The sequence below is a fragment of the Nocardia wallacei genome (genome assembly GCF_029869545.1).
Lineage (GTDB): Bacteria > Actinomycetota > Actinomycetes > Mycobacteriales > Mycobacteriaceae > Nocardia > Nocardia wallacei_A.
Window position 1 is genome coordinate 1 of sequence record NZ_JARWQD010000127.1, and the last position, 11628, is coordinate 11628.

At 72.3% G+C, this 11628-nt stretch carries 7 protein-coding genes; 2 read left to right on the forward strand and 5 right to left on the reverse strand.

Translation table 11 applies throughout. From position 1 onward, the window contains the following. Nucleotides 1-251: 251 nt before the first annotated feature. Nucleotides 252-1424: an MFS transporter gene (locus QH290_RS10415; RefSeq protein ID WP_280382695.1), complete on the reverse strand. Its 1173-nt coding sequence runs from the start codon at nucleotides 1422-1424 to the stop codon at nucleotides 252-254. 166 nt (nucleotides 1425-1590) lie between these two features. On the opposite strand from QH290_RS10415, the gene QH290_RS10420 reads away from it, so the two are divergent. Next, a complete protein-coding gene (locus tag QH290_RS10420) occupies nucleotides 1591-2178 on the forward strand; it encodes a hypothetical protein (RefSeq protein ID WP_280269993.1) in 588 nt (195 codons plus the stop codon). 3 nt (nucleotides 2179-2181) lie between these two features. Here the strand turns inward: QH290_RS10420 and QH290_RS10425 are convergent, their stop codons facing one another. The 4 genes from QH290_RS10425 to QH290_RS10440 all read right to left on the reverse strand — a co-directional run bounded on the left by QH290_RS10425 (nucleotide 2182) and on the right by QH290_RS10440 (nucleotide 10796). Then, the gene (locus QH290_RS10425) at nucleotides 2182-6393 is read right to left on the reverse strand and encodes a TIGR02680 family protein (RefSeq protein WP_280382696.1); all 4212 of its coding nucleotides are present in this window, start codon (nucleotides 6391-6393) and stop codon (nucleotides 2182-2184) included. A gap of 3 nt (nucleotides 6394-6396) precedes the next feature. After that, nucleotides 6397-7836, reverse strand: a complete 1440-nt coding sequence (locus QH290_RS10430) for a TIGR02678 family protein (protein ID WP_280382697.1) — start codon at nucleotides 7834-7836, stop codon at nucleotides 6397-6399. Then, entirely contained in the window at nucleotides 7836-9335 is a 1500-nt protein-coding gene (locus tag QH290_RS10435) for a TIGR02677 family protein (protein WP_425303579.1), read from the reverse strand. Before QH290_RS10435 ends, QH290_RS10430 begins: the two co-directional genes overlap by 1 nt. 345 nt (nucleotides 9336-9680) lie before the next feature. Then, a complete protein-coding gene (locus QH290_RS10440) occupies nucleotides 9681-10796 on the reverse strand; it encodes an NsdA family TPR-like regulatory protein (protein WP_280269990.1) in 1116 nt (371 codons plus the stop codon). Between the two features lie 338 nt (nucleotides 10797-11134). On the opposite strand from QH290_RS10440, the gene QH290_RS10445 reads away from it, so the two are divergent. Then, on the forward strand, nucleotides 11135-11485 hold the full coding sequence (locus QH290_RS10445; RefSeq protein ID WP_280269989.1) for a hypothetical protein: 351 nt from the start codon (nucleotides 11135-11137) through the stop codon (nucleotides 11483-11485). The last annotated feature ends 143 nt before the right edge of the window (nucleotides 11486-11628 follow it).

Here is an 11628-nt window from a genome sequence, read left to right on the forward strand (position 1 = left end):
CTCCGGACCAGCCGCCCACGCCCCCCGCGACCCGGCAGCCCCCACCCCCCGACCACCCACCCCCCACCAACCAACCCCACACCCCAAAACCACAACAACACCCACACCCAAACCCCCCACGCCGGAAATGGCAGGGAAGGAGGCACGCCGGGAGTGGGCATGCCGGAAATGTCTGGGGAGCGGGCATGGCGGAAATGGTTGGGGGAGTGGGGTGCCGGAGATGTCTGTGACAGTGGTCGGAGGGACGTGGACTATGCGATTGTCGATGTCTCGCGAAGGAATTCGGCGTGTGTGGCGCGCACCGTCGCGCGCCTGCGGACGAGCGCGGTGGCCGCGGCCACCGCACCGAGGACACCCACGGCGGCGAGCACCGCATCGCGCATCGACCCGGCGGTGGCGATCGCCCCGAATCCGAGCGTGGCCACCGCCGCGCACAGGTAGGCGACGGTGGCGTATCGGGACGCGGCGCGCGCATGGCCGTCGGGCGGCGTTGCGGCGCTGACGATCCGGAGCCCGGCGCGGTAGGCGATCCCCTGCCCGCATCCGGCCACCACCCCGCCACACAGCAGCAGCGCGAGGTTCGGCACCCAGGACACCACCGCGGCGAGGGCGATTCCGGCGATGATGATCACCTGGGCCGACAGTGGCTCGGCCGGAATCGCATTCGGCCCCAGCGCCCGCTGCGCCACCCAGGCGCTGACGAGGTAGAGCGTCACGGGCAGGGCCAGCAGCGCGAGATTCGCGGTCCCGAGCAGCTCCCCGCCGTAGCTGGGGAGCAGCGCCACGACCAGCCCGGCCGACACCCAGGCCGCGATGCCGCTGAGATATCCGGCGGCGGGCGCCTCGACGACGGCGACGGGGCCGCCCGGACCGGACATGGTGGCTCTCGCGGGTCGGGCCGCCCTGTCGGCGAGGACCGCGAGCGCGGCGATGCCCAGCGCGACGGCGTGGACCACATACACGGTGACGCCCGGCGCGGGCAGGTACTGCGCGATTCCCGCGGCGGCGATGGTGCCCAGCGCCGAGCCGACGACGGTGGCGCTCGCCATCGCCGTGCGCCCGCGCTCGCCGCGGCGCTCGAGGATGAGCCCGGCCAGCGACCCGGTCACCAGCCCGACCGACAGACCCGCGCAGATGCGTGCGACACAGGCGGGCCAGGCCGAATGTGCCACGGCCATGGCGAGATCCGCGCCGATGCCGCAGGCGGCGCCGACCCCGATGCGCCACCACCACCCCCTGCGCGACGGCGGCGTGCCCAGCACCGACAGCGTCGGCGTCAGCGCGAACAGGTAGGCCGCGAAGATCACCGTGATGAGCAGCGGTGCGAGCGCCCAGGCGTGCCGGTAGTACGGCATCATCCCGGTCGCGAGGTTGGGTTGCGCCATGATCAGCACAAACAGCGCACCCGGCGCGGCTGCTCGCATCACACCCCCTAAATGAGGAGATCTTCTCGCTTGAAGGATAGTAAATTGAGAAGAACTTCTCTACTCGAACCGGACGGAAGGCCGAGCCGGGATCGAGTTGTCGCTGTGTGCGAGGGATTCTCGACCCTCCTGCTCATCGCCGATGCCGGATATGCAGGATGGTGTGGTGCCCGTGAACACCCGCAGCGACGCCCAGCGCAGCCGCGTGCTGCTGGTGGACGCGGTCCACAGCCTGCTACACGCTGGTCGCGTCGGCTTCTCGATTCCCGAACTCGCCGCAGCCGCGGGGGTCGGAGTGGCAACGGCCTACCGGCATTTCGCGACACCGCAGGACGCCATGCAGGCGTTCCATCGCAGGGCCATCGAGCAACTGGTGGGCGCGCTGGCGGCGGTCGAGGGCGATCTCGATCCCGTCGAGCGCTTCCATCGCTGCTGCGGTACCTGGGTGGCGCAGGCGATGCAGTGGGGCTCGGCGGTGCGCTTCGTGCGCAGCAGCAAGGGTTTCGTCGAGCGACTGGCCGACGGGGATCCCTCGATCACCGCCCTGCACGACATGCTCGCCGAGGTCCTGATCGCACTGGCCCGCGAGGCCAAGACCACCGAATTCGACGTCACCTACGCGGTCCTGCTGTGGATCACCATCTTCGACGAACGTGTCGTCTACGACCTCACCGAGCACCGCCACTGGAACGCCACCGAGGTCACCGACCACCTGACCCGCGCAGTCGCGGGCGCCCTGGGCATCACCGTCTAGCCGTCAGGAGGTCGGCTCCAGCACCTCGTCGAGGGTGATGCCGCCCTCGACCGTGTGCGGGGTGCGGCGGCGGTTCGGGGAGCCCAGGGCGGCGGTGAGATCGGAGCCGTCGTGCTCGGCGAGCAGGTCCTTGGAGTCCCAGACCAGCAGCGTGGCGCTGACGGTGTTCTCGGCCGCCGAATGGGCCAGGTCGTAGTGGGCGCAGGCGGGCACGTGATCGTAGGTGATCCACAGGTCGTAGCCCGTCATGAACAGGTCCAGGTCGAAATCGACCGACAGTCCCAGCAATTCGCTGCGGCCGTTGTCGTCGACACCGGCGAACGCCTCGTCCAGCGCGAGCAGGCGCGGCGCCTGCGGGTCGGCGGAGTCGAGCATGACGTGCGCGGCGGCGAACAGCGGCAGGTGCAGTGAGACCGACTGCTCCCCGCCCGACAGCGCGCTGTGCCGGGCGACGGTGAGCCTGTCCTCGGTGCCGTCGGCGGTGATGAGCGTGAACGAGAACACCCGCCACGCGCGGTAATCCAATGTGGTGGCGAGGATTTCGGGATAGGACCGTTCGGGGTGCGCGGCGCGCGCGGCGCGGATCTCCGCGGCGAAGTGCGCGCGGATGGTGGCCAGGTCGTCGGGGGACAGCTCGGCGGAGTCGCGGTCGAGCAGTTTGCACACCGCGCGCGCCGACTCCGCCAGGTTGTCGGCCAGCACCCAGTGCACGCCGATGGTGTTGCCCGAGGACATGCGCCGCTGCTTCATCTCGGTGCCCATGCGGGTGATGAGATCGCGGGCGTCACAGGTGCGTTCGTGGATCTGCTGGGCCAGCCCGGTCAGCAGCGCGTCCTCGAGGATGCGGCGCTCGGCGTCGGTGAGCAGCAGCTCCTGATCGGAGCGCGCGGCCGCGATGCGCTCGGCGAAATCGGCGAGCGCGGCGGCGCCCTGGTCGTCGTGCACCTGCACGACGGTGAGCCCGTCGGCGGCGTCCCACTGCAGGCGGTAGTCCTGCCGGGCCGCGGCCAGCGCGGCATCGAACTCCTGCAGGGCGGCGGTCACCGCGCTGCGGGTGGACTTGCGCACCGATTCGCCCGCCCGCACGGAAGCCGTTGCGGCGGAGAGATTCTCGAACAGTTCGTGAACCTCGTCGGGCAGCACCCGCAGCTCCGCGGCGCCCTCGCGCGGACCGCCGGATTCGATCCGGTACAGCAGCTGGTCGGGGGTCGACCAGGCCGCTTCGCTGCTGGGCCAGCGGCTGTCCTCGGGCGCGCCGAGCAGGCTCAGCAGATCCGGGCGGGCATAGGGCGCAAGCTGTTTCACGTCGGCGAGCAATTCCGTGAGCGCGGTGCCGAGGGCGTCGTGCGCGGCCTTGTAGGCGCCCTCCGCGGTGCCGACGCCCTCGATGGCGTCGGCGGCGGCCTTGCGGGCCGACTTCTGTTCCGCGCGGGCGGCATCGATGCGTTCGCGCGCCTGCTCGAGTTCGCGGTCGATATCGGCGGCGCCCGCGCCCAGGGCCTCGCGCAGCGTCTCCAGCTTGCGCAGCTGCTCCTCGTATCCGGCCCGCGCCGCCTCGGCCTCCTCGGCGAAGGCCTCGGCCAGGTCGCGGGATTCGGCGAGGCGGTCCTCGGATTCGCGGGCGCGCTCGTGCTCGCGCTGATGGTCGCCGCGCAGCCGCAGCAGCGCGGTACCGGTGTTCTCGAAATGGCGGATGGCCGCGGCCAGGGCGTCGAGCTCGGCCGGGTCGCGCGGCGCCCGGTGCGCCGAGGCGACCGAGCGGACCTTCTTGTCGGCGGCGGTGAAGTCGGCCACCGCCTGGTCGAGTTCGCGGTCGGCCTGAGCGGCGGACTCCGACCGCGACCGCAGCATGCCCGCCGCCTCGGACACCGCACGCAGCGCGGTGGTGACGGTGCCGGTGCGCGGCAGGGCCTTGGCGGCGGCGGAGATCCGGGCGAGTTCGGCGGTGGCGGCCTGTTCCTCGGCGCGCGCGGCCTGCTCGGCCTGTCCGGCGGACTCGATGGCGGCGGTGATCTCGGTCAGGCGCAGCTCGCGGCGGCGGGCGCGGGCGGTGGCGCCGATGAACTCCGCGTGCGACTTGGTGTGGCGGCCCAGCTGGACACCCTGGCGATAGCGCCCGTCGGCACCGATGCTCGGGTGCGTCCCGGCCCCGGATCCGGTGTCGCTCAGCGAGATCGAGGCCAGGATGTCACCGACGAGCTGCCGCGGGACGGTGAGATCGGCCGAATCGTCCTCCACGACAAGCACATCGGCGAGGGTGCGCCCGGAGGGCCGGGACTCGGGCGCCAGCGGCACCAGGAACTGGTCCGAATCATGCGGCGGCAGTTCGGTTTCCGCGCACACCCAGCCGTCCAGCAGATCCGCGGCCTGCAGCGCCGCCTCGAGACCGGCGGCCTGCTCGGGGCCGACGGAGTCGGCGAACCGCACCAGGCGCCACAGCGGCGCGCCCGGACGGCCGTCGCGGGTATCGGTGCGGGCGGCGAACGGCGGTGGGGCGTCGTCTTTTTCGGCGGCGACCTGCTGCTGCTCGGCCCGCAGCTCCGCGGCGCGGCCCACGGCCTGTTCGGCGGCGGCACGCGCCTGCTGACGGCGGGCGCGGACCTGTTCGGTGAGCGGCTCGGTGCGCTCGGCGAGCACCTCGGCGAGGGTGGGCGCCTCCTCCGCGCCCGCCTCGGCCAGGGCCGCATCGAGCGCCTCGTACAGGCCCTCGCGCACCGGCGCATGGATGTCGCGATGCTCCTCCCACCAATCCCGCAGGGCCGCGGCGGTATTCGAGCGGGCGAGCGTGACCGCGGCCTCCGCCTCGGCCAGCGCGGCCGCCGCGGCATCGCGCTGTTCGGTGGCGCGCTGCGCGGCGCGCTCGGCCCTTGCCCGGTCGGCGGACGCGGTATCGACCAGGGTCAGCGCCTGGCGCACCGCGCGCACGTCGGCGTCGCGCTCCTCGGCGTGGCTGCGCACCGTGGTGGTGAGCTGTTCGGCGCGCGCCTGTTCCGGCAGGGCCGACCAGGCGATCCCGGCCTCCTCGGCGGCGGCGCGCAGCTCGTCCTCGCCCCGCGACAGCGCCGCGGCCGCGGATTCGACGGCGGCGCGGCCGCGTTCGGCCTCACCGGCGCGCTGATCGACCGCCTGCTGCGCCTTGGTCGCCTTGTCCCGGTGCACGGCCGACGACGTCTCGAGCCGTCGCACGGCGTCGGCGAGGTCGTCGAGTTGCTGTTTGCCCTCGTAGGCGCTCGAGCGCTGTAGCGTCTCGCGGTCGCCGAGGGCCTGCTCGTAGGCGCGGTCGGCCTCCTCGGCGCGGACCTCGGCGGCGGCGCGCTCGGCCTCGCGGCGCTCGCGCAACGCGGTGGCGGCGAACAGTGCCGTGCTGGTGTGGGTCACCGTGTCGAGTCGTGCTCGCACCTGCTCGACATCGGATTTCGCCTGCACGCCAAGGTATTTGCGGTACACGTCGACGAAGGTGCGGGTCGCGGTGTCGGCCTGGACCAGACCCTCGAGGGTGCGGCCGACCTCCTCCATATCGCTGAAGGAGCGGGCGGCGTCGAGGATCAGCTGGTCGTCGAGCGGGCGCAGGCCGTCGGTGAGGGCCTGCGACAGCCCGCGCGGGTCCAGGTTCTTGGCCAGCTGCGGGCGGCGCAGCGTCAGGATCAGGTTGATGAGCTGGTCGTAGCGCTGCAGCCCGAGGCCGAACATGCGGGCGTCGATGGCCGCCCGATAGTCGACGGGGCGGTCGGTGATGGCATCGGTGCCGATCTGCTCGGCCAGCTGCTTGCGGGTCAGCGGCCGGTCGTCGGGCCCGATCAGCGAGAAGTCCACGCCCACACGGCCGTCGGCGACGAAGTACCAGCGGGTGACCTTGTCGTTGGATCGGGTGGCGCGCATGCCGATGCCGACGGTGACGACCTCCGGATCCGACCACCGCCCGCGCGCGAACTCCATCCAGACGTAGGAGTACGCCGATTCCTGCTTGCGGTACAGCAGGTTCGACTTCATCGTCCGTTCTTCACCGGCGAACGGATTCAGCCGCCGTGGCTCGATCCGCCCGTCGAAGACGAACGGGAACAGCACCTCGAGCGCCTTGGTCTTGCCCGACCCGTTGGGCCCGCGCAGCACCAGCCGCCCGTCGGCGAAGCAGAACTCCTGGTCCCGGTAGTCCCAGAGATTGACGATTCCGGCCCGGGTCGGAGCGAACCGCACGCCACCATGAATGGACTCCATCAGCTACGCCGTCCCCTTCTCTGTGTCGCCGCCGGGTGCTGCGGCCGGTTGCGGTGTCGCCTGCGCGTGGGCGCCGAGTTTCGTCGCGGAGGCGAACAATTCGGATTCGGCGCGGGTGCGGACGGTGACGACGGCGCCGCGGTAGCGGGCCAGGGCGGGCAGCACCAGCAGGCCGTCGTCGAGGACCTCGACCAGGTGCAGCCGCTCGAGCAGGCCGACGACCTCCCTGGTGAGCCCGGGCACGTCCGCCTGCCACTGGGCGGCGAAGGTGGAGCCGTATCGGTCGGTGAGGGCCTGCACGGTCTCGCGGACCCACTCGGTCGTGACGAACGGATGCTCGGGGATCTCGGGCGCCTGGCCGGGATCGTCCGGATCGTCGTCGGCGGCATCGGGTTCCGATTCGACCATCAGCGGGGTGAAGACGGTCGATTCCGGGATCGCGGCATCCAGCTGGTCGGCCAGGGCGGTGCCGGGCGGGGGCAGCGGGCGGCATTGGACCGGGTGATCGATGTCGAGCACCAGGTCCGCGATCTCCCCGACGAGCAGCAGGGCCACCTGGGCGAGGGTGCCGGTGCCCGGGAAGCGCACATCGGAGAACCGGCCGGAGACATCGATGAGCGCGACGCCCTCCGCGCGCCGCTCGGCCCGCAGCCCGGTGAGCAGTTCGACCTCGGTCACCAGCTTCTCGGTGCCCAGCAGCGTGCGCTCGTCGTCGGGCAGCTCCTCGGAATACACCACCGGCAGCTCGACCAGCGCCCGCCGGACGCGGCGCGCCGCGGCGGCCCGGGCCTGCGGCGCGGAACCCGTTGCGCCGCCCTCGGATTCGTCGGTGAGCAGCCCGCGCACGCTCTGCAGGTGCTGCAGGACGCGGGGCGGCCGGAAGATCGCGAACACCACCGACCGGTCGATGTCGTAGAGCGCCTCGCCCGCATCCGGATCGGCCGCCCAGCCGCCGGCGTCGCCGTCGGCCAGGGCCAGCGCCCCGCGCGCGGCCAGCCACGCGACGGCGTCGACGAACGCGTCGCGGTCGGCGGCGCGGTCGGTGGACAGCGCCAGCCCCTCCACCCGGGTGGCGTAGGAGGCGACCTGATCGGCCAGCTCCGACAGCGTGATCTGATCCCCGGCGCGGCCCAGGGCGGCCAGCGCCAGGGCGAGATAGGCGTAGCGGCGGCGGTCGAAGACGCGTTCGGCGGGCGTGCGCGCGGGGCGGTCGGCGTCGAGCCGGTCCTGCACCGGGAACAGCCGGGCCGTGGTCTCGGTGACCTCCAGCCGGTAGCCGAACAGCTCGGCCAGATCCTCCCGCAGTTCCGTGGCCCAGCGCCGCAGCAGCGGCAGCGCGATGCGATCGGGGAAGGTGCGGGTGACCAGATGATTGGCCAGGATCACCCGGGCGGCGCGCTGGTAACTGTCCAGGGCGAGCGCATCGATCGAGCGGGCGTGCATCACGCCCTCCCGGATGCTGTTGCGGCGCGGCCGTTCTCGCGCACCTCGAGCCGCCGGTTGTTCAGGTGCAGCAGCCCGCGCGAGGTGCGCACCACGGTGGAGCCGGTGTGTTCGCGGACGGTCAGGGTCACGCCGCTGTCGGAGCCGGTCGTGCTCACGCGGCCGCTCACCGGCACCCATGCCGTCGAGGCGGCGTCGAGCAGCCGCAGCAGCACCTCGGTCTCGCGCTCGTCGAGTTCGCGCTCGTACACGTCGGCCGAGGCCAGCGACCGCGCCGCGGCGGCCCGCGCGCGCTGCTTGTCCAGCTGTTCCTGGCGCAGGCGCCGGACGCCCGCGTCGTTGCGCTGGATGCGCGAGGGCGCGCCGGGCGAGGGCGGCCTGCCCGTCTCGGCGAGGGTGCGGGCGATCTCCAGCGGCGGTGCGTCCCACCAGGATCGGTTCGGCGGGATGACGTCGGCGTCGGGATGCTCCATGGCGAGATGGCGGGGCTTCCCGAGCCCGAATACCGCGTCGAACAGCGCATGCGCGCTCTGCGCGGTGGGTGCGGCGGTGAACCATCCGGCCAGGTGCCGGAGCGCGGACTCGCGGCTCACCCCGCCCTTGCGGGTCTCGGTGACCCGGCGCAGCAGCGACAGGACCGCCGCGATCGCGCTCATCGTCGCCTCCCGCAGGCGCTCGGCCTCGGTGGCCGGATTCCCTTCGCCCGCACCGATATCCGCGGCGGTGGCCACGAACCAGCCGCGCAGGCCGCGCCAGCGGGCCCGCCAGTCGGCCTCCCGCTCGGGCACGCTCAGCAGCACGCGCTCGTCGCAGGCACCCGCGCGGGCGACGAGTTCGTCGACGCCGGTGTCCTCCACCTCCGCGATCGCGGCGGCCAGCCGCGGCGCGAACCGGGCCAGGTCCATGCTGAACTCGCGCATATGCGCCAGCAGCGCATCCTTGTGCGCGAGAAACGATTCCGGCGTCGCCTCGGTGGTGCGGACCAGGTCGCCGAGGGTGAGATAGAAGTGCGCGGCCCGGTCGGCCAGCTCCGACAGCGCGGTGTCCAGGCGCTTGAGGATGCGATACACGCGTTCCGCGTCGCCGGTCCGGTTGGCCTGGGCCAGCGCCTCCAGGTCGGCCAGCAGTTCCGGCAGCACCAGCCGCGACAGCGCCGCCTCGTCCAGGCGTGCGCCCAGCACCTCCGCCACCGCCCGGTAGGCCTGATATCCGGCCCGGGAGAACTGATAGACGAAGTGCCGGTTGCGATATTCGGCGAGGGTGGCCGCCCGGCTGCCGTCGTAGCTGCGCTCCAGCACGCCCCACTGGTGCAGTTGCTCGAGCAGCGGACCCACCTCGGCGGCGGTGAGCCGGGGCGCCTCCGGGAATCGGCCGAGCGTATCGGTGACATCGCTGGCGTGCAGCAGCACCACGTAGGCGGCGCGCGCGTGGTCGAAAGCCCGCAGCACCCAGAAGTATTCGCCCCGCTTCTCGGCGGTCGCGAAGGAGAACAGCCGCAACCGGTCGCCGATGGCGGAGCCCTCGATCGGGATCGGCTCGGTCGAGCCGTCCAGGCCCACGGGCGCGAAAACGACGCGACCGCGGTCCACGGCCGAGCTGTCGAAGAGTGCGGCCGCGGGATGCGGGGCGGCGGATTCCGCGGGCCCGGCAGCCGTCGGCGAACCCCCGGACGGCCCCGCGGCAGCGGCGGCGGCGTCGGGCAGCAATCCCTCAGCGGACTCGGTCACCGGGACGAGAGTAGTACCGACATCCGACAGCACGATGCCGCGCCCGGCCTCGGCGTGCCATGGCGGTGCGGCAGCCCCCGGCGGCGGGCGCACCGGCAGTCGCGCGGGCACCCGGACTCAGCCCGCCGCGAGCGAACGCAGCTGGTCCAGGTACATGCGGGTGCGGGGTTCGCCCGGGAACTGCTCGATCATCTCCCGGGCCGTCTCCCCGGCGATCCACAGCAGCGACGGCAGCGAGCGCCGCTTCCCGGCGAAGGCCCGCGTGCCCTCCTCGACCGCCAGCTCCAGCTCCCGCGCTCGCACCGCCACCACCGCCAGCGTCAGGTGGGCCTCCGACACCCGCATCGGCCTGCGCACGGAGCCGTCGGGCGCGGCGGCCCCGCTGATCACCTGGCGGGCGTAGTTCTCCGCGAGCCGATCGTCGCCCGCGACCCGGCAGCAATCCATGGCGTAGAAGTCGAACTTCTGCGGATCGACGACGAAGTGATTGTCCAGATCGGCGGGGTGATCGAGTCGCTGCAGGATCGCCCGGCCCTGCCGCAGCGACGCCTCCATCTGTGCGCGGTCGCCCAGCCGGGCATAGGCCTTCGCCTGCTGCGCGCTGAGCTGGACGCCGACCCCGAGCCGCTGGCTGGTCGCGAGCGCGGCGTCGGCGGCCTCGATCGCGCCGCGATAGTTGCCCTGGGTCAGGGCGAACCACGCGGCCATCTCGGCTCCCCAGCCGATGATCTCGGCGTGCTCGGCCTCCTGCCCGAGCGACAGCGCCGCCCGGCGGGTGGCCTCGGCGGCGGTCCGCCGGCCCAGGTCGTAGTCGACGCAACCGACCAGCAGGGCCACCCATCCGGCCAGGACCAGGACCTCGCGGTGCTGGGCCAGCGTCAGCCGACCGTCCAGTAGGGATGTGATCCGGCGCAGCCACGAGGTGCCCTCGGCATGCAGCTCGTGCGGGTCCGCGCACGGATACTCGCTGCACAGGCGCTCGGCGGTGATGCGGATGGCGTCCAGGGTGGCGGAGGAGACATCGGACATGCGCAGCCGCCCGATGAACTCCAGGGTGTCCATCCCCGTCGACGACAGCAGCTCGTCGTCGCGATTGGGGCGGGCCTTGGGGAAGAACGCCGCGGTGACGGTGTCGAACGCGGCGGCGATGATGGGGGAGTAGAAGTCGTCCGGCCGCGATTCGCCGGATTCCCACCGGCGCCAGTTACGCAGCAGAGTACTGTCTGTCGGCAAGTTGTGGGATGACTTCGTGCGCATGGCGCGGACGGCATCGGCCTGTGACCACCCCCTGGCGTCGCGTTCGGAGCGCATCCTGACAGCCCAGACTGGTCGATCGTCTCCAACGGCCACCTCTGTAGTATCCCACCAGTTAACGCAAGATGGCCCGGATAGGGCATCACGATGTCAGCGGATTGACATCTGCAATTGCATTTGCGAAGAGCGCATGATCGAGGTGGGCAGTGTGCGGGCCCGACGCAGTACAGGCGATACCGCAACACACGGCAATACCGAACAACGCAGTACCGACAAGAGAACAGCGAATCCCAGTCCACATCCAAACGGAGGTTCGGGTGGAAGCGTTGATCTATGGATACGTGCGTGACGATCTGGCCGACGGCCACAGCGATGAGCTCGAGGATGCGATGTGCGTGCTCGCCGCCAACGAGGGCCTCTGCTTCGCCGCGACGTTCCATGAATCGACCCAGGGTGACGGCACCGCATTCGCGGAGCTGACGGCCGAGCTCAAGCGCGCCGACGCGCACCACGTGGTGGTGCCGTCACTCGAACATTTTGCCGGCCAGACGATTCCGCGCGAGATCCTGATCGCGAAACTGGCTCAGGACGCGTCGGCGCGGGTCTGGACGATGGATGCCGAGGGTGCGGTCGAATTGGCGCCGGACCACACCGAACCAGCACTGTAATCCGCGGCGGCCACCGGCGTGGGGGGGGGGGGGGGGGGGGGCGCGCGCCCGCGGGGGGGGGGGGCGCCCCCCGGCCGCGGGGGGGCGGCGGGGGGGGGGGTAGGGGCGGGGGGGGCGGGGGGGGGCGGGGGGGGGGGGGGGGG